At 63.8% G+C, this 24,665-nt stretch carries 21 protein-coding genes and 2 pseudogenes; 9 read left to right on the plus strand and 14 right to left on the minus strand.

What is annotated here, in order from left to right; all coding sequences use genetic code 11:
• Positions 1-148: 148 nt before the first annotated feature.
• Together HYG81_RS41410 and HYG81_RS41415 are read right to left on the minus strand one after the other, a co-directional pair.
• On the minus strand, positions 149-334 hold the full coding sequence (locus HYG81_RS41410) for a hypothetical protein (RefSeq protein ID WP_226778380.1): 186 nt from the start codon (positions 332-334) through the stop codon (positions 149-151).
• Positions 335-452: 118 nt separating this feature from the next.
• Positions 453-1,532, minus strand: coding sequence for a cupin domain-containing protein (locus HYG81_RS41415; RefSeq protein WP_226778381.1), 1,080 nt, complete (start codon positions 1,530-1,532; stop codon positions 453-455).
• A 144-nt stretch (positions 1,533-1,676) separates the two neighbouring features.
• On the opposite strand from HYG81_RS41415, the gene HYG81_RS41420 reads away from it, so the two are divergent.
• On the plus strand, positions 1,677-2,555 hold the full coding sequence (locus HYG81_RS41420; RefSeq protein ID WP_226777986.1) for a fumarylacetoacetate hydrolase family protein: 879 nt from the start codon (positions 1,677-1,679) through the stop codon (positions 2,553-2,555).
• Between the two features lie 81 nt (positions 2,556-2,636).
• On the opposite strand, the gene HYG81_RS41425 is transcribed toward HYG81_RS41420, so the two are convergent.
• The 3 genes from HYG81_RS41425 to HYG81_RS41435 form a co-directional block, all read right to left on the minus strand.
• Complete coding sequence (locus HYG81_RS41425) at positions 2,637-3,377, minus strand: acetate--CoA ligase family protein (RefSeq protein ID WP_226777987.1); 741 nt, start codon at positions 3,375-3,377, stop codon at positions 2,637-2,639.
• Positions 3,374-4,756, minus strand: coding sequence for a CoA-binding protein (locus HYG81_RS41430; protein ID WP_226777988.1), 1,383 nt, complete (start codon positions 4,754-4,756; stop codon positions 3,374-3,376). The genes HYG81_RS41425 and HYG81_RS41430 overlap by 4 nt, the downstream gene beginning before the upstream one ends.
• 163 nt (positions 4,757-4,919) lie before the next feature.
• Positions 4,920-6,467 carry a class I adenylate-forming enzyme family protein gene (locus HYG81_RS41435; RefSeq protein ID WP_226777989.1) on the minus strand — a complete coding sequence of 516 codons (1,548 nt, stop codon included), beginning with the start codon at positions 6,465-6,467 and terminating at the stop codon, positions 4,920-4,922.
• Positions 6,468-6,629: 162 nt separating this feature from the next.
• Between HYG81_RS41435 and HYG81_RS41440 the strand changes: the two genes are divergently transcribed.
• The gene (locus HYG81_RS41440; protein ID WP_226777990.1) at positions 6,630-7,487 is read left to right on the plus strand and encodes a UbiA family prenyltransferase; all 858 of its coding nucleotides are present in this window, start codon (positions 6,630-6,632) and stop codon (positions 7,485-7,487) included.
• Positions 7,488-7,517: 30 nt separating this feature from the next.
• Here the strand turns inward: HYG81_RS41440 and HYG81_RS41445 are convergent, their stop codons facing one another.
• Positions 7,518-8,285 carry an IclR family transcriptional regulator gene (locus HYG81_RS41445; protein ID WP_226777991.1) on the minus strand — a complete coding sequence of 256 codons (768 nt, stop codon included), beginning with the start codon at positions 8,283-8,285 and terminating at the stop codon, positions 7,518-7,520.
• Between the two features lie 878 nt (positions 8,286-9,163).
• A pseudogene (locus HYG81_RS41450) lies at positions 9,164-9,381 on the minus strand (type B DNA-directed DNA polymerase); the annotation flags it as partial.
• 36 nt (positions 9,382-9,417) lie between these two features.
• Between HYG81_RS41450 and HYG81_RS41455 the strand changes: the two are divergent.
• Positions 9,418-9,699: pseudogene (locus tag HYG81_RS41455) on the plus strand (tyrosine-type recombinase/integrase); the annotation flags it as partial.
• Between the two features lie 323 nt (positions 9,700-10,022).
• Here the strand turns inward: HYG81_RS41455 and HYG81_RS41460 are convergent.
• Positions 10,023-10,787 (minus strand): IclR family transcriptional regulator, encoded by a 765-nt coding sequence (locus HYG81_RS41460; protein WP_226777992.1) that lies wholly within the window; start codon positions 10,785-10,787, stop codon positions 10,023-10,025.
• Positions 10,788-11,045: 258 nt separating this feature from the next.
• Between HYG81_RS41460 and HYG81_RS41465 the strand changes: the two genes are divergently transcribed.
• Positions 11,046-12,197, plus strand: coding sequence for an XdhC family protein (locus tag HYG81_RS41465; RefSeq protein WP_226777993.1), 1,152 nt, complete (start codon positions 11,046-11,048; stop codon positions 12,195-12,197).
• Here the strand turns inward: HYG81_RS41465 and HYG81_RS41470 are convergent.
• Together HYG81_RS41470 and HYG81_RS41475 are read right to left on the minus strand one after the other, a co-directional pair.
• Complete coding sequence (locus HYG81_RS41470; protein ID WP_226777995.1) at positions 12,179-12,775, minus strand: nucleotidyltransferase family protein; 597 nt, start codon at positions 12,773-12,775, stop codon at positions 12,179-12,181. The genes HYG81_RS41465 and HYG81_RS41470 overlap by 19 nt on opposite strands.
• A gap of 3 nt (positions 12,776-12,778) precedes the next feature.
• Positions 12,779-14,209 carry a dihydroorotase gene (locus tag HYG81_RS41475; RefSeq protein WP_226777996.1) on the minus strand — a complete coding sequence of 477 codons (1,431 nt, stop codon included), beginning with the start codon at positions 14,207-14,209 and terminating at the stop codon, positions 12,779-12,781.
• Positions 14,210-14,318: 109 nt separating this feature from the next.
• Here HYG81_RS41475 and HYG81_RS41480 point away from each other — a divergent pair, with 109 nt between their 5' ends.
• Together HYG81_RS41480 and HYG81_RS41485 are read left to right on the plus strand one after the other, a co-directional pair.
• On the plus strand, positions 14,319-14,831 hold the full coding sequence (locus tag HYG81_RS41480; RefSeq protein WP_226777998.1) for a (2Fe-2S)-binding protein: 513 nt from the start codon (positions 14,319-14,321) through the stop codon (positions 14,829-14,831).
• Positions 14,832-14,833: 2 nt separating this feature from the next.
• Positions 14,834-17,335: a xanthine dehydrogenase family protein molybdopterin-binding subunit gene (locus tag HYG81_RS41485; protein ID WP_226777999.1), complete on the plus strand. Its 2,502-nt coding sequence runs from the start codon at positions 14,834-14,836 to the stop codon at positions 17,333-17,335.
• Between the two features lie 243 nt (positions 17,336-17,578).
• Here HYG81_RS41485 and HYG81_RS41490 read toward each other — a convergent pair whose 3' ends face one another.
• Together HYG81_RS41490 and HYG81_RS41495 are read right to left on the minus strand one after the other, a co-directional pair.
• Entirely contained in the window at positions 17,579-18,088 is a 510-nt protein-coding gene (locus tag HYG81_RS41490) for an SRPBCC family protein (RefSeq protein WP_226778000.1), read from the minus strand.
• Positions 18,082-18,984 (minus strand): FAD binding domain-containing protein, encoded by a 903-nt coding sequence (locus HYG81_RS41495; protein WP_226778001.1) that lies wholly within the window; start codon positions 18,982-18,984, stop codon positions 18,082-18,084. Before HYG81_RS41495 ends, HYG81_RS41490 begins: the two co-directional genes overlap by 7 nt.
• Positions 18,985-19,244: 260 nt before the next feature.
• On the opposite strand from HYG81_RS41495, the gene HYG81_RS41500 reads away from it, so the two are divergent.
• Complete coding sequence (locus HYG81_RS41500) at positions 19,245-20,003, plus strand: cyclase family protein (RefSeq protein WP_226778003.1); 759 nt, start codon at positions 19,245-19,247, stop codon at positions 20,001-20,003.
• A 302-nt stretch (positions 20,004-20,305) separates the two neighbouring features.
• Here HYG81_RS41500 and HYG81_RS41505 read toward each other — a convergent pair whose 3' ends face one another.
• Positions 20,306-20,731, minus strand: coding sequence for a universal stress protein (locus HYG81_RS41505; RefSeq protein ID WP_226778005.1), 426 nt, complete (start codon positions 20,729-20,731; stop codon positions 20,306-20,308).
• 109 nt (positions 20,732-20,840) lie between these two features.
• Here HYG81_RS41505 and HYG81_RS41510 point away from each other — a divergent pair, with 109 nt between their 5' ends.
• A complete protein-coding gene (locus tag HYG81_RS41510) occupies positions 20,841-21,878 on the plus strand; it encodes an alcohol dehydrogenase catalytic domain-containing protein (protein WP_226778006.1) in 1,038 nt (345 codons plus the stop codon).
• A gap of 64 nt (positions 21,879-21,942) precedes the next feature.
• On the opposite strand, the gene HYG81_RS41515 is transcribed toward HYG81_RS41510, so the two are convergent.
• Positions 21,943-23,310 (minus strand): uracil-xanthine permease family protein, encoded by a 1,368-nt coding sequence (locus tag HYG81_RS41515; protein ID WP_226778007.1) that lies wholly within the window; start codon positions 23,308-23,310, stop codon positions 21,943-21,945.
• A gap of 169 nt (positions 23,311-23,479) precedes the next feature.
• Here HYG81_RS41515 and HYG81_RS41520 point away from each other — a divergent pair, with 169 nt between their 5' ends.
• Positions 23,480-24,643 carry an MFS transporter gene (locus tag HYG81_RS41520; protein ID WP_226778009.1) on the plus strand — a complete coding sequence of 388 codons (1,164 nt, stop codon included), beginning with the start codon at positions 23,480-23,482 and terminating at the stop codon, positions 24,641-24,643.
• The last annotated feature ends 22 nt before the right edge of the window (positions 24,644-24,665 follow it).

The following is a 24,665-nucleotide window of genomic DNA, read 5'->3' on the forward strand; positions in this document are numbered from 1 at the left end:
CTCGAGCAGGTGGACGCGGACGAGAGCGGAACGAGCGGTTCCCGTGCCGCTCCGCGGAAAACGCGTCCGGTACCGCGGTGGCGATAGCGTGGAAACGGTAGTGCGGTGACGACTGATGAAGACGGAGGTGCTCGGCGCGATCAGCGGCTCAGTCGGCGGCCGATTCGACGCTAGCTTCGAAGACCTCCTCCGAGGGGAAAACGTCGGAACAGTCCTCGCAGACCATCTGGCGTTGAATCGCGTACTCCCAGAGCTTCCCGCCGCAGTTCAGACAGTCGAAGTGCGCCCGGACGAACGGATCCTCGTCGACGTACGGGTTTTCGAACTCGGCCATACGAGAACGTTATGGCGACGACCTATAAGAGCATTACCCAGTCGACCGGTCCTCGAGGGAGCGCACACGCCGATACCGCTGCCGTCGGTGCTCCCAGCCGAGGCGAGCCGAACGATCCTCACTCCGAGACTTCAGCCTCGGCGTAGAAGTTCATCGACTCGAGGATCGGCCGGTCGGTCATGCCCAGCAGGATCGCTTCGTCGTCCGGTTCGTGGTGGTGCGGGCTGTCCGGCGGCACGACGAAGAGGTCCCACTTGCCCCATTCGAGGGCCTCGCCGTCGACGTGGGTCGCGCCCTCGCCCTCGATGACGAAGTAGATCTCTGTCGAGTTGTGGAAGTGGGCGTCCGTCGGGCCCTCGTTGAGCAGCTGGGCGCGGAAGGACATGGTCGGAAACAGCGGCGCCTCCGCGGTGGCCGGATTGACGTACTCGAGGCTGTACCCGTCGTAGGGGTCCGGGTCGTCGTTGTCGGCGCGCTGCCGGAGCGACTTGAGCATCTCGTCCCAGCCGAAGCGGTACGGCGGCGTCGGCTCCTTGTTCCCCTGAAACGGGCCGGGGATGGAACCGTCCGTTTGCTCGTTCGCGGGGCGGCTGCGGCCGTACTGGGAGTCCCAGTAGCCCTGGGTCTTCGTGACCGGCTGGCGCTCGAGTTCGTGGTTCTCGAAGACGTGGGAGTTGTTTAGCGTGTCGAGGAACAGCGGGAGATCGAGAACGTCGAGCCAGGCGGCGGTCTCGTCGGAGTCGTTGACGTGGTCGTGCCACTCCCACTGGGGCGTCGTGACGAGGTCGTTGTCCCGCATCGGGAACTCCTCACCCGCGACGACCGTCTTCATGTCCTCGTGACCGTCGATGGTGAACCGCAGGGCGCTGGCAGCGTGGCGGTGGGAGGGAGCGGTCTCCCCGGGCGAGACCGTCTGGACGCCGACGTAGATCGTATTCGAGATGGCGTGCTTCGCGTTGATCGGGACCGCGACCCGCCGCTGGAAGCCCGGCGGGAGGTCGGCAATCGGGACGTCCTCCTCGATGCCGTCGATGGCGGCTTTAATGTCCTCCCACTTCCAGATGTTCGGTTCGAGGTCGTCGAGGAGGCCACCCATATCGTCTTCCACTTCCCAGAGCGGGCGGAGGCCGTTCTTCTCGAGGATACTCCGCGTGTCAGAACTCAGTTCTAGGAGCTCCTCCGGATCCTGCTGTGCCATGTTCGCATTTTTGTCAAACGAGACCATAAGTGTGTTGGAGCCCTCAAGCGCCCCAACGAGCGAACGACGACGGCTCGATCGTTCCCGTTCGCATCGTCGATCGAGAAGGGATTATTTATGTGGGCGTGTGACAGTGGATCTACCATGCGATTCGTCAGGTTCAACGACGACCGACTGGGCTTGCTCACGGACGACGACCGCGTCGTCGACGTCACCGACCGACTCGGCCTCGAGACGAACGACCCCCTCAAGGAGTACGCGAAGGAGGACCTCGACGCCGGCGAGTACGCGGACGAAGAGGCTGACTACGACCTCGAGGAGGTGCGCGTCGAGTCGCCCGTCCGCCGGCCTGAGAAGGTGATCGCCGCACCGCTGAACTACGAAAACCACGTTGAGGAGGCCATCGCCGACAAGGACATCGTCACCGAGGAGTGGTTCACCATCGAGGACAAGGGCTACTTCCTCAAGGCACCCTCGAGCGTCGCCGGTCCCGAGGACGGTATCGAACTGCCGTTCAACGACCGCCGCGTCGACCACGAGATCGAACTCGCCTTCGTCATGGGCGAGGAAGTCAAGGACATCGACAGCGACGACGTCTGGGACGCAGTTCTGGGCTACACGATCCTTCTCGACGTCTCCGTCCGCGGCGACCAGGACCGCTCGAACCGCAAGTCCTACGACACGTTCACCATCGTCGGCCCGTGCGTCGCGACGCCCGACGAAGTCGGCGATCCGCACGACCTCGAGATGGAACTGCAGCTCAACGGCGAGACCCGCCAGCAGGAGAACACCGGCGACATGATCTACAGCTGCGCCGACGTCGTCGAGTACGCCTCGATCGGAATGACCATCGAAGCGGGCGACGTGATCACGACCGGGACCCCCGAAGGCGTCAGCTCGATTTCCGGTGGTGACACGATCGACGCCGAGATCGAGAACGTCGGCTCGATGACCGTCGACGTGACCGAGCGGGACCTCGTGTTCGAGGACGTCAGCGTCGAGAAGAGCCAACAGAACGACTGACCGCGTTCGAACGCGTCACAGTTTTCGCGTTTTCCCCACTGTCGACGAGCGGGCGCGAACGCCTGCGTCCGCGACGAGGTCCTACGCGTCCTTGAGCGTCACCAACGCGTCGAGCGCAACCGCGTCGTCCGACCGGGCTAACAACGGGTTGACCTCGACTTCCCTGACCCCCTCGCGTTCGACCAGCAGGTCGCCGACGGTGACGACCGCCTCGGCCACCGCGGTCCGGTCGACCGCCGGGGAGCCGCGGTAGCCGTCGAACAGCGGCGACGCCTCGAGTTCCCGGGTCATCTCGACGGCCTCAGCGGTCGATACCGGCGCGATTCGGTGGCTAACGTCCTGCAGCACTTCGACGGCGATGCCGCCGAGGCCGACGAGGACGGTCGGCCCGAACGACGGGTCGCGCGTGCCACCGACGATCACCTCGAGTCCCGCCTCGAGGTCGACCCCTTCCTCGACGAGGACCGACGCCTCGAGGTCCCGATCAGCGGCCGCGTCGAGGATCCGACTCGCGGCCGTTCGAACGGTCTCGGCGTCCTCGAGGCCGACGGCCACGCCGACACCGTCGGCCCACTCGCTCTTGTGCTGGACGGCCGGCGAGGCGACCTTCGCGACGACCGGGTAGCCGATCCGCTCTGCGGCCTCGACGGCTTCGTCCGGGGAGTCGACCGACTCGCCGTCGGGAACCGAGAGTCCGCGGTCGGCGACCAGCCGCTTGGCCTCGGGTTCGGTCAGGGCGGATCGGTCCTCCGCGAGCGCCGCCTCGATCGAATCGATCGCGTCAATCGTCTCGGACGCCTCGGCCGCGTCGGAATCGGTCATCGGCTCACCTCTTCGGCCTCGGCGGCGTCCGGATCGGCGTTTCGCAGCGCGTACTGCACGAGGGCCGCGACGGCGTCAGCACCCCGTTCGGGCGTCCAGAAGGTCGGGATCTCGAGCGACTCGAGCCCGGCGAGTTCGTCGGCCAGCACCGCGTCGGGGCCCCCGGTTGCGAAGACGATCGGCTTGTCGACCTCATCCACGAGCCCCTCGAGGGCCTCGGTCGGGTACCCAAGTCCCCGCTCGAACAGTTCGTAGACCATGACGACGTCTACGTTCTCGTCGCGCGCGACGGCCGCGACGACGTCGCCGAACTCGGGCATCGGTCGACCCGTGTCAATGGGGTTCGCCGAGTAGGTCATCCCCGGGAGGATCTCCTCGACGGCCTCCTGCGTCTCGTCGGTGAGCGTCGGAAACTCCGCTCCGGCGGCTTTCAGACGGTCGGTGATGGCGATCCCCGGCCCCGCTTGCGCGGTGACGACGCCGACGTTCGGGCCGTTGGGGCGCGGGCAGGTGGAGAGGGCCTTCCCCGCGTCGAGCAGTTCCTGGCTCGAGCGAACCGTCGGGACGCCGTACTGGGCGAAGCCGGCTTCGTACAGCTCGTATCGCCCGGTCAGCGCGCCCGTGTGGGATTCGGCGAAGTCGCCGACGTCCTGCTCGCCGACGTTGTAGGCGATGACCGGCGTCTCCGCCGCGCGGCAGGTCTCGAGGAGGCCGCGGGCGTCGTCCGTCCCCTCGACGTGCAGGAGGATCACGTTGGTCCGATCGTCCGCGTCGAAGTGCTCGATCGCCTCCTGGAAGCCGACGTTGGCGCGGTTGCCGAGGCCGACCATCGCGGAGACGCCGAGCCCCTCGTTCTCCGCGCGGAAAGCGAGGGCGTAGGCGAGACCGCCGCTCTGAGCGACGATCGCGATGTCTCCCGCCGGGATCGCTTCGACGTCGGTCGCGAACGTCGCGTACATGTGCTCGGCCGGGCGCAGAAAGCCGCTCGTGTTCGGCCCGAGCAAGTGGACGTCGCCGTCGGTCGCGGCCTCGAGCAGTCGCCGCTGCAACCGCTCGCCCGCTTCGCCCGCCTCGGCGAAGCCGCCCGCGAATACGACCGCGCCACCGATCCCCGCTTCGCCGCACTCCTCGACGACGTCCGGGACGACCGTCGCCGGCACGCACAGTAGCGCGAGGTCGACGGCGTCATCCTCGATATCGGTCACGGAGGACACGAACTCCCGGTCGAACGCGGTCCCCTCCGCCGACGGGTTGACCGGGTACACCGGACCGTCGAACTTGACGGCGTTTCGCATCGCTTCGTAACCGATCTTTCCGGGCGTCTCGGAGGCCCCCACCACAGCGATTCCGCTCGGGTCAAACAGGCTCATCACGGCCATACAGAGGCAGTCGAATCAGCGGCTGAAAACGTTTTCCCTAGGTCGGGTCTCGAGACGGCGGACGGCGCGTTCCGACCGATCATCGGCGCGCGGAACGGGGACGTCCGGCAGCCCCACCCGGAGCAAGCGACCAGCGTCGGAACGTCCGCGTGTCCTCGATCCCTTACGCGTCGAAGAATTCCTCGTAGATCGTCGCCCGTTCGATCGTTCCCGTGTCAGTCCGCGGGAGCGGTTCGCTCGCCACCGCGTACTCGCGCGGTCGCTTGAAGTTGGCCAGTTCGTCGTTGTCCTCACAGAACCGGTCGAGGGCCTCGACGTCGACGTCGTCGGGCCCGTTCGCGTAGACGACGCACGCGATGCGGTGACCCCACTGTTCGTCCTCGAGGCCGACCACGACCGCCTCCTCGACCACCTCGTGAGACTCGAGGACGTCCTCGACCTCCTCGGGGTAGACGTTCTCCCCGCCGCTGACGATCATGTTGTCGACGCGGCCGACGATGTAGAGGTAGCCGTCCTCGTCGAGTTCCGCGCAGTCGCCCGTCCGGAGCCAACCGTCGACGTACGTTCGCTCGCTCTCCTCGGGGTGGTCCAGGTAGCCGTCGCTCATGCCCGGCCCGCGGGCGATGATCTCGCCGATCTCGCCCGGTTCGACGGTCGCCGTCGGGTCGGGATCCTCGTCCGGGTCTGCAGCCTCGACGGCCCGAAGCTCCCACGTGAACGACTCCGTGCCGATCGTCCCGGTGTGGTCGTCCTGCAGCGACGGGTGGGCGAAGGTGAGGTTCGGGCCGCCCTCGGTCAGCCCGTAGGTGTTGTACACGCCCTCGGTCAGGTGCTCCGAGGCCTTCTCCATGAGCCGCTCGGTCACGATCGAGCCGCCTGTCCGGATGTACGAGAGGGTGTCGACATCGTACCCCTCGGCCGCCTGCGCGTCGGCCAGCACGTGGAGCTGCGTCGGGACGGCGAGCATCCCCGTCACGTCGTAGTCCCGGACGAGGCGGAGCGCCTCGTCCGGTTCGAAGTCGGACTGTACGACCATCGTCGCACCGGCCATAATGTGCGGGAGGATCCATGCGTCGGTCGTCACCATGTGGTACCATGGCGTCGTGACGAGCGCGGTGTCCGTCTCTACGATGGACATCTCCATGACGACCTGCATCGCACCGTACCACATCTGCTCCTGGTCGAACAGCACTCCCTTCGGCGTGCTCGTGGTTCCACTCGTGTAGAAGATGCCGTGTTCATACGCCGAATCGGGCTCGACCGGGTCCGTCGACGCGTTCGCGACCACGTCCTCGTAGTCCTCAACGTTCGCGTGGTCGATCACCTTCTCCCCCGCGTGGATCCCCGTCTGGATCGCCGTGCGGTCGAGCACCTCGAGGGCCTTCTCGGCGTTCGCGTCGTCGAACAGCAGAGTCGCCGCCCCCGTCGGCTCGAGTATCGACGCGAGGGTGCCGGGGCTGTCGCGGAACGGGAGCTGTACGTTCGCGAGTCCCCGCTTCTGGCTCGCGAGCATCGTCTCGATTGCGGTCATTCCTGTGCGGGCGAGCGTCGCGATGCGTCGATCCGGGACGCGTTCGTTCAACGCGTTCGCGAGTCGGGTCGTTCGGTCGTCTAGTTCGCCGTACGTCATCGACCGCCCGTCGTCAGTCACGAGCGCCGTCTTCGACGAGTGACACCGGACGGTTCGCTCGAACGTGTCAATGTACTTCATCAGTTTGGTCGCGTATGTGTGTGACGGGGTACCGAGGTATTAATTATTGTGATGATCCACGGTTTGACGGACGGTCACGGACGGCGATTCCCCAGTGTCGAATCTTCCTCGAGGTGCCGCCGAACAGGACCGATTATGACCCTCGGCAGCCTACGGGCGAGCGTGCACGAACGCTCGCGCCGAACACAGCTTCGCCGGACGACTCGAGGGCTCGCCGCGCACGTCCAGCCGGTGTTCCTCCTGCCAGGGATCGCGATGTCGCTGTTCGGCGCGTCCCTCGCCGGCGACACGGCGGTCACGACGGCGGTCGTCCACGCACTCGCGATCGGGCTAGCCGTCTACGTCGCCCACCTCAAGGATGGCTACGTCGACCACTACGTCAGGGGAGAGGACGCCGACAATCCCCTCGCGCCGACCGAGATCCAGGTCGCGATCTTCGCGGCGAGCACCGCCTTCGTCTGCTGCGTCGCATCCCTCTGGGCGGCCGCCGGTCCCGTTCCGGCCGCGCTCACCGCGCCGCTCGTCGTCCTCGGCCTGCTGCACGCGCCTCACCTCGACATCGCCCCCGCCACCGGAACCCTCGACTACCCGCTCGGAATCGCCCTCGCTACGGCTGGCGGCTACGCGACCCAGACCGGTTCGGTGTCGGCGTCGATCGTCGCGATCGCAACCGTCTTTCTGGTGTTACTCACAGGGATCAACGTCCTACTCGACCTGCTCGACTACGACCATGACCGGCGCGTTCCGAAACGGACGATTCCCGTCATCGTCGGTCCGGACGCCGCCCGCTCCGTCGCCTGGGTCTTCGTCGTCGCCGCGGTCGCACTGCTCGCCTGCTCGAGCGTCGTGGGTGTGCTCCCTCCTCGAGCGGCCCTCGCGGGCATCTTCCCCCTCGGCGCCGCGGTCGCCTGCGTCGTCGGCGGGTTCACGGCCGACCGCGCCGTCCCGCTGTTCATCGGCTCGACGTACCTCTTCGCCGCCACGCTGTTCCTGGCGGTTCGCCCCGAATTGCTCCCCTAATCCAACGGCGATTCGCGTTCGAACCGCGGGCTACCCGTACACCAGACGGAGTTCGATGTCGTCGACTGCCTCGAGCAGCGGTTCGGAGAGTTCCGCTTCGATGCGCTCCTCCGTGAGCCGGTTCGCGGCGCCGGCGATCGCGACCGCCGCGATCGGCCGCCCATCGCGGATCACCGGCGTCGCCAGGGCGTGCAGCCCGCGCAGGTCCTCCTGGTAGTTCACAGCGTACCCGCGCTCGCGGACGCGCTCGAGTTCCTCGAACAGCGCGTCCCGGTCGGTGATCGTGTTTTCGGTCCTGGCGGGCAGCCCGTGTCGATCGATGGTCTCCATAACCTCACGTTCCGGCAGGTGTGCCAGGATCGCTTTGCCTGCCGAGTTGGCGTGGAGCGGAACCCAGTTCCCGATCGTCGAATCGAACGAGAACGACTCGCTCCGCGGGACCCCGTAGATGAACATTCCCATGCCGTTCTCGGGAACGATGAGCCACACCGTCTCGTCGACGTTGAAGGCCAACTGATCGATCCGCTCCTTCGCCGCGTGGTAGACCTCGAATTGGTTCCGAACGGAGACGCCGACGTTGAAAAATTGCAGGCCGAGGCGGTAGTGGCCGTCCTCGTTGACGACGTACCCGTGTCGCTCGAGACCCACGAGGTGTTTGTGCACCGTGCTCTTGGCCAGGCCGAGTCTGTCCGCCAGTTCCGTCACTCCAGCGCCCTCGCTCTCCCGAAGTGATTCGACGATAGCGAACAGGGTTTCGTTCGATTTGATCGATCGTCCATCGCTTTCGTCTCCTTTCATACGCATCCGCTACGGACACCGGGCATATAATGTATTCCCTATAGTTCACCGTCGATCGGCGGCGAGAAAAGACTGCCGTTCGCTGAGATGAAACGACTCGTCGGCTAGGGAGATGTATCCGATACAATCGGTATGCCCGATAATATACACCAGTACGTCTGTAAACTTGTGCCGATATATGCGATTCTCTACCACGTTACTATCAACCGTTGTGAACGATATCGTTTCGTAACAGCGAACGCATCGTGCGTACGAATCTCAAGCGCATCGCGATTCGTATCGTCGTGAACAAGAATGCCGCGAAACGTTCGCACGCATCGATCCAGCGGCACGTCGCCTCCGCGGACCGTACTATTTTTGCTCCTTGCGAGTCATTCGTATGGTATCCACTTCGAGACCGGACGCCGAAGCGGAACTCCGGTCGCTCGTCGACGGTTTTCCTCGTTCGCGACGCCAGCGTACGCGTGCGGGCGCTGGAGCAGACATCGCGGAAATCGGCGACCGACGCGTCGTTCCCCATCTGATCAAGGTGCTGATGATCCACGAGATTGATCCCACTGGGACCGCTTCGGCTTCCCCGAAGTCCTGCGTAACCGCATCCGCTGCGGTACCTCAAGCTCCCCGAGGTTCACTGACCCGGCGCGCTGGTGCTCCCAGCGGGGGATCGAACCGCTCGAGGGGTTCGACGAGTGGAAGCTATAGCTCTACCGGTCGTTCCTGCCGCCCGTGGACCGTACTGTTTGGTTGCGATACTATCCCGACGCTCAGCCTCGTCGTGAATTCGTACGATAGTCGTAAATAGTATGTCATTAGCTGTGGGAACAACCCAATTCTACTCGTTTCGTATTGAACTTCGCTTTCCCTCTCATCTCGATTCCACCCTCAAGCGTCTTGGAGACGCGATTACGTTTGACGAGCCGCTCTATAGCAACGTCACCAGTATGGAGCGCTTCGCTCTCCCCTAATCTTGAACTCGTTGTCGCCAGCCACAGTACTTTGTTAACGCGCTGGCGTCACTCTCGCGTTGCGGAACGAACGCCACCCAGTCATAGTGGGCCTCGTGTTCGGGCCGGAGCTCGACATCTTTAGAGATTTCTTAGGCGAGGTCAGGAAATGCGTCTCGGTCTCCAAATACGAGCTGGCGCCTTCCTCGATCAATACGGACGGTGCTCGCCGAATCATGCGACGGCTATGCGAGGGTGCCGAAATCGGCCTCGAGGATACACACGGCTATCTCGCGCCACACGGTGGATGTCGCGGTGCCGGCGAGGTGATGGTTCGACAACGCGGCTTCACCGCCGCTGCACGGCTTTTAGATAACAGCGAAGAAGTAGTCCGAAAATCGTATTCACATATCGAAGCGAAGGAGATGGCCAAGGACGCCGGTGACGCGTTTGCCGAGCACGATACGTAAAGACCGGCCTCGTTCACGCCCTCATACTGGTTACTGAGAGCATTATTGAACGAGAAACCGAGGGTTACATTTGTACATTTGTAAATGAAGGAGCGGTCAGTGGCAGTACCTTCGGTATTGTAGCCGTAGTGTACTCCAGTTATCGGACACCCATCCGCACTGCCCGCCCCATTTTACATCCCTACGTACGTAAATGACCGATTCGGCAATTATGGTATATAATGGAGATTCTAGACTTCGGAGAAAGACAGGCGGAAATGGCAGCAGTAAAACGGCAGCAAATGGACGGTCGGCAGAGTCTGTTCTATATCGTGGAACGAAGATTACCTATGTTGGATATTAAGTTCTATTACGTTAGCAGTTCCCAGAACCGTCTTCGGGAGTTCTTCGTAGAAGTACTCACCCTGCATCCGATGCGTGGGTCCGGCAACGCTGATCGACCCGATGACCTGATCGGTCGCGTCGAAAATGGGCGCGGCTACGCTTCGGAGCCCGTTCAACCGCTCCTCGTCGTCGAATGCGATCTGCTGTTCGCGGATTTCATCGAGCTGCTCGCGGAGGACATCCCGATCCGTGATCGTATTTTCAGTGATCTGGGTCAGGCCATGTCGGTCGATGATAGCATCACGACGGTCATCAGAGAGATGTGCCAGAATGACTTTTCCGAGCGCCGTACAGTGGAGGGGAACGCGGTCACCAATGCCGGTATCGATATGAGCCGCCCCCGATCCGCTATCCCGGTAGATGAAGACGCCTCTGCCGTGCTCTTCAACCATCAACCCCGAAATCTCGTCGGTCTTTTCGGCGAGTTTTTCGACTTCGGGATGCGCGACCTGATACAGCGCGTGTTGCCCTCTCGTGCGTTCTCCGGCCTGGAGGAATTTCAATCCCGTCCGATACTCGTCGTTCTCTCGGACGACGTACCCCGCACGCTCTAGCGTCAACAGGTGATGGTGAACGGTGCTTTTCGGAAGGTCGACGTGATTTGCCAGTTCCGTTACACCTGCTCCCTCGAGTTCGATCATTGCTTCGATGATTCGGAACGTCCGATCGATCGCTTGTATGCCGGTTGTGCCTTTCTCTGCCATGGGTTGTGTATTGAGACCCACCCACATAGTTGTTCCGTATCGTAGAACGCTACGCAGTCTCGCGAACGATCGTCCGCTGTTTTGCCCGTGTCGTCGGTATTCGGGTTCTGACCCTCCTCACAGTATAACTATCTCAACTGGAGAAACGAGCCGTATGAGGCGAATGCCCGGGTTATCCGGTCTACACTCACGTCCCGTATCGTAGAACGGTCGTGGGATAGGATAACACATATACTATTCGAGCCACTGTATCCGAGTATGAATACGACGGGGAACGTGGATCCGTGGGGAATAACGACGCTCGACCTCTTCGAGTTGCTCGAGGACGCCGTTCAGACGGACCAGTCGTGGGCAGTAGCGACCGTCGTCGCCGTCGATGGCTCTGCGTACCGCCGGCCGGGTGCGAAGATGCTGTTCGGGCCCGACGGCTCGGCGTTCGGCGGTATCACGGCCGGCTGTCTCGAGGGGCCCCTCGCGGATGTCGCCAGCGAGGTCCGTCGAACGGACGAGTCGGAGCTCGTGACGTTCGATCTGACGTCCGACGACGATGGCTGGGGGCTCGGTCTCGGCTGTGAGGGAGTCGTCGATATATTGGTCGAACCGATAACCGGATCGTGGCACGCTCCAGTCCAAGCGTATCATCAGGGGGAATCGATCGCGCTCGTCACGGTGATCGACGACACGGCGTCGGTTCCGGTGGGAGCTCGTGCGAGTCTCACGGCCGATGAGGAACCGCTCGAAACCGACGATTCGTCACTCCCGTCGTCCGTTCTCGAAGCCGTTGCCGAGCGAGCCGGGGAACTGGCGGCTGCCGGTCGATCCGAGACGGTGACCGTCACGACGGAAGACGAATCGGTCGATCTCTTCGTCGACGGAATCGAGCCGATCGATCGGCTGCTGATCTTCGGTGGCCAGCCGGATAGCCGCCCGGTCGCACGGCTCGCACGTGAGGTCGGCCTCCAGGTGACGGTCGCGACCGCGCGAGGCGGACAGGCCGACCCGGACGCGTTTCCGAACGCGGACCGCGTCGTCGCGACACATCCGACCGAGCTCGAGGAGTTGGTCGACGACCGGACGTCGGTCGTGATCATGTCTCACAACTTCGTCGACGACCAACTCGCACTCGAAACGCTGCTCGAGACGGACGTGCCGTTCATCGGACTGATGGGGCCGCGCGAGCGCTTTCAGCAGCTCCGCGAGGGCCTCGAAGACGAGGGGGTAACGCTGTCACCGACCGACCGGGAACGCATCGCCACACCAGTCGGTCTCGATATCGGCGGTGGAGAGTCCGTGGAAATCGCGTTGAGTATCGTCGGGGAGGTCGTCGCAGCGAGTAACGGTCGCGATGGCGGACGGCTTCGCGATCGGGAGGGGCCGATTCACGACCGGGTTCAGTCGCATCCGGAGTGACGCAGGCGCCGGAGATCCGCCACCGTATCGACGTCAGTTGCGATCCCGGAATCGTCCACGGGGACGAGACGGACGTCGCCCGATTCGAACAGCGCTCGGCCGCCGGTATCACCCGAAACGGATGTCAGGGAGTCGAAGTGACGCACATCGAAGAGCACCGGATTCCCGCGACGATCGCCGTCGGTCGGCGCGACGATCCCTTCACTGCCGTCGCTGTAGCCGTCGACGACCGCTCGAACGGTCGCCGGATCGACGCAGGGCATGTCGCCGGGCAGAAAGAGGGCGGCGTCCGCGTCGGATTCGCGTGCGGCGCGAGCGCCGAGGCGAACCGATCGGCTCTGGCCGTGGCTGTAGTCGTCGTTATCGATCGTGTCGTCGACGAACTCCGACACCACGGGACGGACGCGATCGGCATCGTGGCCGACGATACCGATCGTGTGCTCGAGCGGTGCCGTCGCGAGCGTACGAGCCGCGTGACTGACGATCGCTTCGTCCTCGAATCGAGCCAGCAGCTTGTTTCCGTCCTCGAACCGCGAACCGGTACCGGCAGCCAGTAGCACGCCAACGACGGTACTCATGGCTTACTCGAGTGAGACGCCTTCGGGACCGCGAGGCAGGTAGTTCCGGTCGCCGGGTTCGGCGAGCAGTTCGCCGTCTTCGACGACGACCTCGCCGCCGACGATCGTGTGCGTCGGGAGGCCAGTCAGCTTGTCGCCGTGGAACGTGGAGTAACCCGGTTCCATCGTGTGGTAGAAGTCGTCGTCGACGACGGTGCTCTTCTCGAGGTCGACGATGACCATGTCGGCATCGGAGCCCTCGGCGAGCGCGCCTTTGCGCGGGTACAGACCCCAGCGCTTGGCGTTGTTCGTCGAGCAGACTTCGACGAGCCGCTCCATGCTGACGCGGTTCTTGTTGACGCCCTCGCTCATCATCACGGGCAGGAAGTACTCGATACCGTTGTTGTCGCCGGGGATCGCATCCCAGATGCCGCCGTGTTTCCCCGTGTCCTTCTCCTTGAACTCGAGCTTGTGCGGGCAGTGGTCGGTGCCGACGTAGTCGACGACGCCGTTGCGGATTCCCTCCCAGAGGCGCTTCTTGCTCTCCTCGCCGCGAAGCGGCGGCGAGATCTTCCCCCAGACGCCGAGGTCGTCCTGCTCGTAGGTGTGCGAGAGGAACGCCGGCAGCGTCTCTGCGTGGAGGTTAACGCCCTGCTCCTGGTATCGCTTACAGATGTCGACGCCCTCGGCCGTGCTCATGTGGACGATGTAGGCCCGGGAGTCGGTGTACTCGGTGAGCTGACCGATCTGTTCGATCTGCATCGATTCGCAGATGTTCGGCGCCGACTCGCTCCAGGCCTCGAGGTCGTTTCGACCCTCCGCCTGCAGTTCCTTGCGGCGTTCGATTGCGAGGTCCTCGTTCTCGGCGTGGAACATCACGACGCCGTCGGGGATCTCCGAGACCTTGTCCAGGACTTTGTAGACGCCGCCCGCGTCGGAGTGGTCGATCCCGAGTTCGGGCGAGGCGTTCTTGTACCAGTTGAAGAAGATCTTGTAGGATCGAATCCCCTCCTCGGCGAGCCCCTCGATCTCCTCGACGTGGTGGTCCTGATGGACGATCGCGTGGTAGGCGAAGTCGATGTAGGAGTTCTCCTCGCCCGCACGCTTGAAGAAGTCCATGTCGGGCAGGTACGGCTCCTTCTGCAGGAGGAAGTTGACGACCGTCGTCACGCCGCCGTGGATCGCGCCGCGCGTTTCGGTCTCGAAGTCGTGCTCGAGACCCTCGTGGTAGTCGAACTCGTATCGGGAGAGACCCCAGTGAACGTGCGGGTCGATGAACCCGGGGATCAGATAGTTGCCCTCGGCGTCGATCTCTCGGTCCGCCTCGGGGAGGTTCGATTCGGTGCCGACGCCGACGATGACGCCGTCTTTCGCCGCGACTCCGCCGCTGATAGTGCCACCAGGAGTGACCACTCTGGCGTTGACTACTCGAAGGTCTACAGTTGATTCGACCATACAGTGTGTACTCTTCCCACCCTACTTGAGTGTAATCGTTCGAACGAATCGGTGCCTGGATCGCAACACAACGTTTATGGCTCGGTCAACGGTATGGGTACCATATCTCATGAGTACAGATAGCACAGACGGAACCGCCGAACGACCGACCGAAGAGATCACCGTGATCGTCAACGGTGAACCAGTGACTGCAGAAGTCGAACCACGGCTCAAACTCTCGGATTTCCTCCGGTACGAGTGTGACCTGCACGGCGTCCGCGTTGGGTGTGAACACGGCGTCTGTGGCGCGTGTACCGTTCAACAAGACGGGCGGACCACGAAGAGCTGTCTCTCCTACGCCGTGCAGGCCGACGGTGCAGAGATCGAGACCGTCGAGGGACTCGCCGAGGAGGAGACGAACTCGCTGCACCCCATTCAGGAAGCGTTCCACGAGACTCACGCGCTCCAGTGTGGCTTTTGCACCAGCGGCTTCGTGATGGCGACCAAAGAGCTCCTCGAGGAGAACCCGGATCCGACGCGCGAGGAAATCGAGGAGGGGCTGGCGGACAACATCTGCCGCTGTACCGGCTACCAGAACATCTACGAGGCGGTCGAACGGGCCGCCGACGCGATGGAGGACTGACCATGTCTACGTCACACCCGGCCGAAACCGACGCTGACACCGAATCGGACTCGAGCCGCGAGTCGTTCACGGGGCAGGGACTCCCTCGAGTCGAGGACCACCGCATTCTGACGGGCGAAGCCGAGTACATTCACGACATCACGCCCGAAAACTGCCTGCATATGGTGCTGGTCCGCAGCATGCACGCCCACGCCGAAATCGCCTCCATCGACACTGAGGAGGCCGAGGCTCACCCAGACTGCGAACTCGTCCTCACCGCCGAGGACATCAAGGCCGAGTATAATCCGATGCCGACCGGCGTCGGCCGCATTGCGACGGGCGAAAAGGGCGAACCGGTCGCACTCCCCGAGTGGGCGCTGGCCGATGAGAAGGTCCGGTTCGTCGGGGAACCGGTCGTCGCCGTCGTCGCTTCCGACAGATACGCCGCGGAGGACATCGCCGACTTGGTGGACGTCACGTACGAGACCATGGACGCAGTCGCCGACGGGATGGCTGCCCGCGAGGACGAGGTCGTGCTCCACGAATCGGTCGGCTCGAACGTCGTCGACAACGAACATATCGAGTTCGGCGATCCCGACGCGGCGTTCGAGGACGCCGATCACGTCGTCGAGAGCGAGTACTCGTGGGGACGTATCTCGGGCGTCCCGCTCGAGACGGCCGGCGCCGTCGCCACCTACGACGAGGAGTCAGACTCCTTCGACATCGACTGTAACATCCAGTTACACACCCTCGTCGACAACATGATCTACGAGACGCTGGGCTACGAGGCCGATGACGTGCGGGTGAACGTCCCCGCCGACGTCGGCGGCAGCTACGGGACGAAGATCGGCATCCACCGCTACTGCTGTCTGACGTCGATGGCGAGCCAGCAACTCGAGCGCCCGGTGAAGTTCGAGGAAGACCGGCTCGAGAACCTCCAGGGCGGGGACATGCACTCCTCGGACCGGGAGTATCAGATGCGGATGGCCGTCGACGACGACGGAACGATGCGAGGACTCGACGTCTGGTTCGTCGACGACTTCGGCGCGTACCCGCGCTATCCGATCAACCAGGTGCTCAAGCCGCTGTCAGTACTGACGAACTCCTACGAGATCGACGACGTCAGCTACGAGTACGACCTCGTATTGACCAACAAGACCTCCCAGACCGCCTACCGGGGGTTCGGCGTCGATCCGCACATCTACGCCCTCGAGATGATCGTCGACGAGGCGGCTCGAACGCTCGACATGGACCCGACGGAGTTCCGCCGCCGGAATCTGATCCGGCCCGAGCAGATGCCGTACACGCTCCCGTCCAAGAACCTCTACGATTCGGGCGACTATCCCGCGACGCTCGACCGGATCGAGGAGATCATCGAGGACGAGCGCGACGGCGGCCTGCTGGATCCCGACGTCGTCGCCGCGAAACGCGAGGAGGGGAAGTACCGCGGCGTCCAGCCGAGCGTCATTATCGAACCCGGCGCCAGCGGCTCCGACTGGACCGACCGCCAGCGAACCGATCCGGACGATCTCGCGGAACGCTCGCGCGACGAGGTTGAAGAGTTACCCGAGCACCTCCGCGCCGAAATCCGCGAGGACGGGTCCGTCCACGCGTTCCTCGCGACCGACTCCTCCGGACAGGGCCACCAGACGCTGGTCTCCCAGCTGCTCGCGGACGAACTCGAGGTCCTGCCGAGCGACATCGAAGTCGGCTACCTCGACAGCGTCGACGCGCCGACCGAGTACGGGAGCGCGGCGTCCCGGATGGCCGTCATGCTGTCGGGCGCGACGATCGGCGTCGCCGAGCGACTCCTCGCCAACGTCGAGGAACTCGCGGCCGACCACTGGGACGTCTCGACCGACAACGTCTCCTACCACGACGGCACCGTCGATCGGCTCGGCGGCGACGACTCGCTCTCGCTGGCCGAGATCGCCGAACTCGATGCAGAGACGAACGCCGCTGGTGAGCGACGAACGCGCGTGAGCTACAACTACGACCATCCCGCGACGGATCTCGAAGAGTTCGACGAGGCGCTGACACAGAAGCTCCCGGTGTATCCAACGGCCGCGTTCGGTGCGAATGCACCCATCGTCGAGGTCGACGTCAAGACCGGTCAGGTCGAAATCCTCAAATTCCACACCGTCCGCGACTGCGGAACGATGCTCAATCCGATGATCGTCGAGGGACAGGCCCACGGCGGGATCGCACAGGGGATCGGTGCCGCCCTGCTCGAGGAGTTCGGCTACGAGGACGACGGCCAACCCCAGGCGATCACGCTGTTCGATTACCTGCTGCCATCGATCGAGAACGTTCCAGAGATCGAGATGGAACACACCGAGACGCCATCGCCGTTCACCGCATCGGGCGCGAAAGGAGTCGGCGAAGGCGGGATGATCGACGCTCCCGCGAGTATCGCGACGTCGATCAACGCGGCCCTCGATCCGCTCTCGGTCGAAGAACCCGCAAGTCAGATCCCGGTCGCCCCGGATCACCTCCGACGGAAGCTCCGCGACTCTGAGCAGTAGTCGACTCCGCTTCTCTTCTCCTGTTCGTTCGCTGTTCGGCTCAAACTATCCGCACGGAACGCCCTTGTACTATCCGCACGGAAACGGCGGTGCTACCCCGAGCAGTGAGTGTAATTTCTCTCTACAGCCCAGCGAACGGACAGCCCGAAGACGCGCTGTTGAACCGACAGTCGACACTCGAAGGGATTATCGTCGGAACGGATCAAAACGAAATCGTGACGCGGTCGGCCGGAAACTGCGCGCCTAGTCGTCCGTCTCGAGCGTGGCGTCTTTCTCGGGTGCGGCCTCAAGCTCGGACTCGGCTTCGACGCCCTCGTCGGCTTTCGCCTGCATCTTCGAGAAGAACTTCTTGACCAGCCGTTTGGTGACGCTCTTGAGCGCGCGGCCGCCGAGACTGGCGATCGTTCCCGAGACATCGGCGGTCGCCGACCAGACGACGGTCGTGCCACCGTTATCGTTCTCTTTCAGTTCCATCTCCGCGACCGTCTCGAACTCGTTTCGCGGCGCGTGGCCGACCGCTTTCATCTCGAGGACGTCCGGACGGTCAGCGCGGGTGACGACGACGTCGACGTCGAATTCGGGCTTGACGCTCCCGACGCCGACGGCCATGACCGCCTCGATCTCGTGCGGGGAAATGAGGGTCATCTCCTTGCAGCCGGGCGCACACTCCGCGAGGATATCGGTGTCCGTGAAGTACGGCCAGAGTTCCTCTTTCGACTGTTCCATCTCGTTTTCGCCGGTGAATTCTAACATTGGGTTTCGGTTGCTACTGCGCGTTCGTACGACGTTTCGAGCGAGCGTTTGGCGTACTCGCCGGCCACTTCTTCCTTGTAATCCCGATCGGCGTGCATCTCCGATTCGGGGGTGACCGCTGACGCGACGGTCTCGACGACTGCCTCGAGGGCCTCATCGGAGAGGGGGCCACCTTCGACGTGGGCCTCCGCGTCCTCGACTCGAAGCGGGATATCTGCGGCGTTCGCCATGGCGATCCGGGCGTCCTCGACGACCGGTTCGTCCGCGGTCGGATCGTCGACGCGGATCGAGGTCGCCGCGCTGACGGTCGGGAACGTCTGGGCCGCCCGTTTGAGTTCGAGAAACGTCATCCCGGTTCGCTCGGGCGGGAACGGCTCCGTCGGGATCGAGACGGACTCGATGAGCTCCTCCTCGCGGAGGTCCGTGAACATGTAGGCGATGAAGTACTCGTCGACGGGGACGTCGCGGGTTCCCTCGATCGAACGGAGGTGAATCGTTCCCTCGAGCGCGGCCAGCGCCGCGGGATAGTTCCCGGCGGGGTCGGCTTCACCGATACTTCCGCCCAGCGTCCCCTGATTTCGAACCGACGGGCCAGCGATCTGTCCGGCGGCCTCGGGGAGCATCGGCATGCACTCGGCGAGTCGGTCGGAGCGCTCGATCGTCCGGTGACGAGTCATCGCCCCGATTCGAACCGCGTCGTCGTCTACGTCGATGAACTCGAGTTCGTCGACACCGTTGAGATCGACGAGGTGGTCGGGCGTCGCCAGTCGGTTCGCCATCACGATGCCGAGCGACTGGTTCCCTGCGAGGAGTTCAGCGTCCTCGAGTTCCTCGAGGCGCTCGAGGACTTCGTCGACCGTCTCCGGTCGGTGGTGTGTGAATGGTGCTGGCTTCATACTCCCTCGGGGCGGGTGATCGTGGAGCCACCGGAGGCCCGTTGACAGTTGAAACTGGACCGATTCGTGTGGGTGGTAAGGGCAATCATGGGTCTGTCACACAGATACCAAACGACTTGATCAACTGCACTAATAAATGTTGTTACAACCCGTTGTGAGGAACCGACTCAGTCGGATCATGTTGTTTGAGCGACTCGTTCGACGGTACCCAGCTACCCTGTTCACGTAGGTTTAAGTGAGCTGCCCGGAATGTAGCATCTATGCTCGATGGCTACGAGATGTACGATTTGACGCAGCCGTGGTCAGTAGACACGCCAGCGTGGCCGACGTACGACAACCCGAAGGTCTGGTACGAAAAGAGTCTGGACACGGAGAAGGTGAACGGGCAGAAGATCGAGTTCATGAACCACACCGGGACGCACCTCGACGGTGAGAAACACTTCGTCGCTCACGGCCGGGACATCGAAGAAGTCGGTCTCGACGAGCTCGTCAGTGACGCGGTGGTCGCCGACATCTCCGACAAGGTCGACGACTACGACGTCTACACCAGCGAGATGATCGAGGACGTCTGTGACGTCCAGGAAGGCGACATCCTGTTCATCCACACGGGCTACCAGGATTACGCCTGGCACACCGAGGAGGCGGACCCTCACCGGTACTTCTGTAAGCACCCCGGTCCGAACGCGGAGTTCGCCGACTGGTGCAAGGAGATGAACCTCAACTACCTCATCCTGGACTGTGGCAGCGCCGATCACCCGATGAACACGGTCATCCAGGACATCCGTCCCGAACTCGCCGAGGAAGCCGCCGACCACTTCGGCGTCGACGATCTCGACGAGGTCTTCCCGCCCGAGGGCTACCAGCTCATGCACAACGAGCTCTTCCCCGAGGGGATCATCCACGTCGAGAACGCGCAGGTCCCCGAGGAACTGCTCAACGAGCGCGTCCAGATCGGGACCTTCCCGTGGCGCTTCCGCGGCGGGGAATCCAGCGTCTCCCGCGTCGTCGCGTTCAAGTAATCCGTTCGCCGCGGTTCGTTTTTCGTTCGTTCCTCGCACCCGATAGCGAGGCGCTTCCCGGTTCGGCGTATCACAGGAAAAGAACGGAAAGCGGGTGAGAGTGATGCCGAAAACGGAGTCGAACCGACTCGCAGTTATTGCTGGGGGTGGACGGGTGTGCTCGCGCACGTTGTCGGGTGTCTCGTCGGCTACTACGCCCTCGAGGAAACCGGTCTCCTCCCGTCGCACCGGGTACCCGAGGACGCCGACCGAGTCTGACCGCGTGAAAAACGAACGATTCCGGCATCGGTTCCGCGGTCGGCCTATCGAACGACGAGGACGGGGACGGACGACCGCCGGACGACTTTCTCCGCGACGCTTCCGAGGAGGACCCGGGCGACGCCGTCTCGGCCGTGACTGCCAATGACGATCATCTCGTAGTCGTCCTCCTCGGCTCGTTTGACGATCAGTCGGTCCGGTCGGCCCCGGCCGCGTTCCGTCTCGATTTCGGTGTCGCGTTCGGCTGCGACCCGACGGGCCGACTCGAGGATTTCCTCGGAGCGCTCCAGTTCCGGGCCGTCGTCGGGGATGTCACCGGTCATTCCGGAGAGCGTCCCGATGTCGCCGCGTCCGGACTCGAGTACGTGCAGGGCGGTGATCGACGCTCCCGGAAACGTTTCGATCGCGTACTCGAGTGCGTCGTCCGACCTGTTCGACCCGTCGACGGGGACGAGGATCCGATCTGGCATAGTCGTCAGTTGGTTCTCGAGTGACGTATTCCTTCCCCGAACTCCACCGAATCGGGAACGTCTGCCGCGAGAGGAACGTTATTACTGCCGTGGGGAATTCCTGGTAGGTATGAAAGCGTGTATCCTCGACGAGTGGGGCGGATCGCTGACGGTCGACACGGTTCCCGATCCGGAGCCCGAACCGGGTGAAGTCCGTATCGATGTCCGCGCCTGCGGCGTCACGCGAACGATCGAGAACGCGATTCAGGGCGGACTGGAGGACGATCCGGGACTCACGCCGCGGGTGCCGGGTCACGAGTTCGCGGGGATCGTCGACGCGGTCGGCGACGGCGTTTCGGGAATCGTGCCGGGCGATCGCGTGCTGGCGTACTTCTATCTCACCTGCGGCGAGTGTGAGGCGTGTCGACGCGGCGCGACGAACCAGTGTGCGAACTTCGAGGGCTGGTACGGCGCCACTCGAGACGGTGCGTACGCCGAGCGAGCGGTCATTCCCGCCTCGAACGTGCTTCCGCTCCCGGACGGGGCGAGCTTCGCCGACGGAGCGATCGCTGCAGACGGGCTCGCGACGCCGCTGCATATCTGTCGTCGGGCCGGGATCGACGACGCCGAGACGGTGCTCGTCATCGGCGCGGCCGGCCGCGTCGGCATTCACCTCTCGCAACTGGCCGCACTCAGGGGCGCTCGCGTGCTGGCTGCCGACGTCGCGGACGAGCGGCTCGCACACGTCGATTCAGTCACCGGCCCCGCGGTTCGCCCCATCGACATCCGCGGCGACGACGTCCCGACGCGGCTCCGCGAGGCGACACCGAACGGCGACGGACCGACGGTCGTCGTGGACACGGTCGGGGACACGGACACGCTCGCGGACGCCTGGCAGGCGCTCGCGATGGGCGGGCAGCTGATCTCGCTGACGACCCACCACGAGAGATCGTTCGCACCGCCGCTAAAGGAGTTCGTCGTGAAAGAGGCGTCCATCAGTGGGTCGCGGTACGCGACGAAAGACGAGGTCGCCGAGGCCGCGCGATTGCTGGCCAACGGCCGAATCGACCCCGTCGTCACCGAGCGAGTCGGCCTCGAGGACGTCCCCGCCGTTCACGAGCGGATTCGATCGGGCGAGAGCCACGGAATGGTCGTTCTCGAGCCGTAGAGACGGGTACAAGCGGATTGAAGCGAGGGTGTCAGATCGTAACGGACCGTAGCCGATTGCCGATTCAAGTGTCAGCATCGGCGTCGGCAGACGTGAGGCCGCCATCGCCGGGGATGATTGCGTTCAACACCAGCGCGGTGACGCCGCCGACGAGCAGGCCGGAGCCGAGAAGCACTTGGAGATCGTCGGGGAACTGTACGAGCGCGTCCGATTGCACTTCAACGCCGAGACCGAGCACGATCGAGGCGGCGATAATCGTCAGGTTCCGCTGTGTCAGCTCCACGTTCTGAGCGACGAGTCTGAGCCCGATCGAGAAGATCATCCCGAAGAGGACGATCGCCGCGCCGCCGAGGACGGGTTCGGGCATTGCCGAGATGATAGCGGCGACTTTCGGAATCAGGCCGAGAACGACGAGGAAGCCCCCGCAGATCGCGACGACGAACTTGCTCGCGACGCCGGTAAACCCGATCAGCCCGACGTTCTGGGAGAACGACGTGTTCGGGAAGGCGTTAAAGACGCCCGCGATCATGCTCATCACGCCGTCGGCCAGCAGGCCGCCCCGCATCTCCTCCGAGGTCGCACGTCGGCCGACCGTTCCGGTCGTCCCCTCAACGTCACCGATCGTCTCCATCGAGGTGACGACGTACGCGAACGCGGCGATGACGATCGCGCTCGGGTGGAACTCGACGCCGAACTCGAGGGGCATCGGGACGGCCACCCACCCGGCGTCGGCGACGCCGGAGAGATCGAGCAACCCGAGCGGCGCGGCCAGCAGGTAGCCGACGACGACCGCGATAAGCACGCTTGCGACCGAGAGGAAGTTATCGAAGTACTGGTTGAACAGGACCGCGATCAGGAACACGAGTCCGGCCACGCCCAGGTTCGCGAGGTCGCCGTAGGTTTCGGCGCCCGGTCCCCCGGCGGAGTACTGGATCGCCGTCGGAACGAGCGTCAGTCCGACGAGCATGACGACCACGCCCGTCACAAGCGGAGGAAACAGCGACCGGAGGTCATCGTAGAAGTAGCCGATGACGATCTCGACAGGGGCAGCAACGATGACGGCGCCGAAGATCGCGGCGATTCCGAACGAGTTCCCGATGTCGATCAGGGGCGTGACGAAGATCGCGCTCGTTCCCATGACGATGGGGAGACGGGAGCCGACCGGTCCGATCGAATACACCTGTACGATCGTGGCGATCCCGGCGACGAGCAACGCCATCTGCACGATGAAGGTGGTCTCACTCTGCCCGAGTCCGATCGCTCCAGCGATGACGAGCGGGAGAGCGACCGTCGAGAGGAACATCGCGAGCAGGTGTTGAATCCCGAGCGGGATGGCCTCCGAAAGGGGCAGTTCGTCGTCGATTCCGTATCGAACGATACCGTCGTCGGAACCCGAACCTGACGGCTGATCGTCAACATTTATGTCCGTCATTGCAACGGATACCACCACAGACACGGATAATATATATCTTTGGGAGATTTTCAGCGCAGTGGGGCACGATTTAGCTGAAAAGTGGCGCTCAACTGTCCGTTATCACGACGAAGCCATCGCAACTGCCGTGATACGACGCTTTTTGTAGATTCGATGTGTAGCCGGCTACGTGTTACGGCACTGGTCGGTCAGTGACGAGTCGCGGACCGTCCCCTGGACAGCTATCAGCGAGATCGGTCTGGGGCTGTTCGGTCTCGGACTCGCCGTCGGTGGCTACGGCGCGTACGTCTCCGCGCTCATCGCACGCGGCGTCTCGCCCGATGCGGCCGGATTCGGCATGTCGCTTTTTCTCCTCGGGCAGCTCCTCGTCGTCGTACCGGCGGATCGTCTGACGCGAACGGCCTCCGTCGAACACGTCGCGACACTCGGGTTCGCCGTCGCCGGCATCGGAATCGCCCTCGGCGGCGTGGTAACTCTCGAGACCACGTACGTCTCGCGGCTCCTGCTGGGCCTCGGGCAGGGAACGGCGTTCGTCGGCGGAATGAAATACGTCGGATTGCGGACGACCGGCGCCGATACCGCGACCGCCCAGGGGATGCTCGGCGCGCTGTTCACGCTCGGGCTGGCCTGTGGACTGGCGGTGGGTCCCGTCGCCGTGTCCACGTTTGGCCCGATGATCCCCGCCGTCATCGCGGCTGTCGTGACGCTTTCGGGAAGCGCCCTGACGAGTCGGCTGCCGTCCGTCAGCGCGAACGCGAAGACGGCGCTTCGAGCGTATCTGGACCCGTTCACGTCCGCGAGCGGCCTCGCGCTCGGGCTCGGCAACATGGCGACGTTCGGATTTCTCATGGTGGCCTCGACCTGGTATACGGAACTCCTTTCGGGGGTCGCGCTTCCCGCGATCGCGGTGCTCGTCGGATTCGCCCTGGCGACGGTCCTCGGTCGGGGACTCGGCGGCTGGCTATCGCGAGGCTACGGGGAACGAGCGACCGTCGCGGGCACGCTATTGGGACTGGCACTCGTCCTCGTCGGACTGTCGGCGGCAATCGCGACTGGTACTGAACTAGGGATCGGGATCGGACTCGTATTGACCGGATTCGGCTTCGGAATCCCGTTCGGGCCACTGTTCAGTCTCGCGTTCTCCGAGTTGGCCGACGATCCCGGCGTGACGCTGTCGGGAATGTTGCTCGTGGGCAACGGCGGCGCGCTGGCGTACCCGTGGCTCGTGGGCTGGCTGCTGGCTGCGACGGAGAGCTACGCCGCGGGATTCGGGGCAATGGGACTGACCGTCGCAGCAGTCTGGGTTCTCTGGGTAGCGACGATCAGTCGCTGAAACGAAGTCGATGCTCCGACGG

This window comes from Natrinema zhouii, assembly GCF_013456555.2.
Classification (GTDB): Archaea; Halobacteriota; Halobacteria; order Halobacteriales; family Natrialbaceae; genus Natrinema; species Natrinema zhouii.

What these genes read in the sequence shown, in the direction of transcription:
- HYG81_RS41490 (WP_226778000.1), bottom strand. Translation starts at nt 18,088, where the DNA reads ATGTTAGAATTCACCGGCGAAAACGAGATGGAACAGTCGAAAGAGGAA.
- HYG81_RS41495 (WP_226778001.1), bottom strand. Translation starts at nt 18,984, where the DNA reads ATGAAGCCAGCACCATTCACACACCACCGACCGGAGACGGTCGACGAA.
- HYG81_RS41430 (WP_226777988.1), bottom strand. Translation starts at nt 4,756, where the DNA reads ATGGCCGTGATGAGCCTGTTTGACCCGAGCGGAATCGCTGTGGTGGGG.
- HYG81_RS41515 (WP_226778007.1), bottom strand. Translation starts at nt 23,310, where the DNA reads ATGACGGACATAAATGTTGACGATCAGCCGTCAGGTTCGGGTTCCGAC.
- HYG81_RS41470 (WP_226777995.1), bottom strand. Translation starts at nt 12,775, where the DNA reads ATGAGTACCGTCGTTGGCGTGCTACTGGCTGCCGGTACCGGTTCGCGG.
- HYG81_RS41465 (WP_226777993.1), top strand. Translation starts at nt 11,046, where the DNA reads ATGAATACGACGGGGAACGTGGATCCGTGGGGAATAACGACGCTCGAC.
- HYG81_RS41510 (WP_226778006.1), top strand. Translation starts at nt 20,841, where the DNA reads ATGAAAGCGTGTATCCTCGACGAGTGGGGCGGATCGCTGACGGTCGAC.
- HYG81_RS41410 (WP_226778380.1), bottom strand. Translation starts at nt 334, where the DNA reads ATGGCCGAGTTCGAAAACCCGTACGTCGACGAGGATCCGTTCGTCCGG.
- HYG81_RS41485 (WP_226777999.1), top strand. Translation starts at nt 14,834, where the DNA reads ATGTCTACGTCACACCCGGCCGAAACCGACGCTGACACCGAATCGGAC.
- HYG81_RS41420 (WP_226777986.1), top strand. Translation starts at nt 1,677, where the DNA reads ATGCGATTCGTCAGGTTCAACGACGACCGACTGGGCTTGCTCACGGAC.
- HYG81_RS41480 (WP_226777998.1), top strand. Translation starts at nt 14,319, where the DNA reads ATGAGTACAGATAGCACAGACGGAACCGCCGAACGACCGACCGAAGAG.
- HYG81_RS41460 (WP_226777992.1), bottom strand. Translation starts at nt 10,787, where the DNA reads ATGGCAGAGAAAGGCACAACCGGCATACAAGCGATCGATCGGACGTTC.
- HYG81_RS41435 (WP_226777989.1), bottom strand. Translation starts at nt 6,467, where the DNA reads ATGAAGTACATTGACACGTTCGAGCGAACCGTCCGGTGTCACTCGTCG.
- HYG81_RS41505 (WP_226778005.1), bottom strand. Translation starts at nt 20,731, where the DNA reads ATGCCAGATCGGATCCTCGTCCCCGTCGACGGGTCGAACAGGTCGGAC.
- HYG81_RS41425 (WP_226777987.1), bottom strand. Translation starts at nt 3,377, where the DNA reads ATGACCGATTCCGACGCGGCCGAGGCGTCCGAGACGATTGACGCGATC.
- HYG81_RS41445 (WP_226777991.1), bottom strand. Translation starts at nt 8,285, where the DNA reads ATGAAAGGAGACGAAAGCGATGGACGATCGATCAAATCGAACGAAACC.
- HYG81_RS41475 (WP_226777996.1), bottom strand. Translation starts at nt 14,209, where the DNA reads ATGGTCGAATCAACTGTAGACCTTCGAGTAGTCAACGCCAGAGTGGTC.
- HYG81_RS41415 (WP_226778381.1), bottom strand. Translation starts at nt 1,532, where the DNA reads ATGGCACAGCAGGATCCGGAGGAGCTCCTAGAACTGAGTTCTGACACG.
- HYG81_RS41500 (WP_226778003.1), top strand. Translation starts at nt 19,245, where the DNA reads ATGCTCGATGGCTACGAGATGTACGATTTGACGCAGCCGTGGTCAGTA.